1 protein-coding gene is annotated in these 763 nt (G+C 67.0%); it reads right to left on the bottom strand.

Features of this window, described 5'->3' with window-relative positions; translation table 11 throughout:
- Positions 1-602: hypothetical protein (locus DEJ23_RS15305; protein WP_111241088.1), on the bottom strand; the 602-nt coding region annotated here is incomplete at its 3' end.
- Positions 603-763 lie beyond the last annotated feature (161 nt).

Below are 763 nucleotides of genomic sequence, written 5' to 3'. Positions count from 1 at the left end.
CCGGCAGCGTCCTCGGACACGTGGACCGTGGTGCCGGTCAGGACCGCGTTGTCACCCTCGAGCTGCAGCGGCTTCAGCGACCCACCCCACAGCTCGAACAGGTACGCGTCCGACGCGGCGACCTTGCCGTTGACCAGCACGTCACCGTAGAGCTTCGACGAGCCCGGGTTCACCACGAAGTTCTCCAACGTCACCGTCGTGTCACCGGCCTGCAGGGTCAGACCCGAGTCGTCGTGGTTCAGCAGACCCTGCACGTACGGACGGTAGTCACCATCCGGCGACCAGTACGTCACCGAACCGGCGCTGATCGGGAACGACACCGCACCGTCCTCGAGCGTGGCGTCACCGGACACACCCGGGGTCAGCTTCAGCGACGCCAACGCGTCCGTGAAGCTGCTGTCCAGGGCGACGGAGGTGTCACCACCGAGGACCTCCGGCACACTCGCGACCGGCGCGGGGATCTCCGACGCCTCCGACGACGACGACACCGTCTGCACGTTCGGCGTCGACGCGTTCGCGGAGGTCACACCGAACGCAGCACCGGTCAGGACGAGGGCGCCCGTGGTGGCGAGGGTGATCGAGGTCTTCATGGACTTGCGCATGAGATGCGTTCCTTTCGTCGTCGCGCTCGGCGCGATGTGCTGCGTGCGCGCCGAACACACCCCGGAAAGGGGTGGAGAACCAGCAACCTGCGGCTGGTGAGCGCTTCCGGGTGTCTCCCGGTCGATGCAAGGGATTCGACACCCACCACCGAACGGTTTGG

It is taken from the genome of Curtobacterium sp. MCSS17_008 (genome assembly GCF_003234185.1).
In the GTDB taxonomy this organism is placed as follows: Bacteria; Actinomycetota; Actinomycetes; order Actinomycetales; family Microbacteriaceae; genus Curtobacterium.
This window is presented reverse-complemented; position numbering and strand designations above follow the sequence as displayed.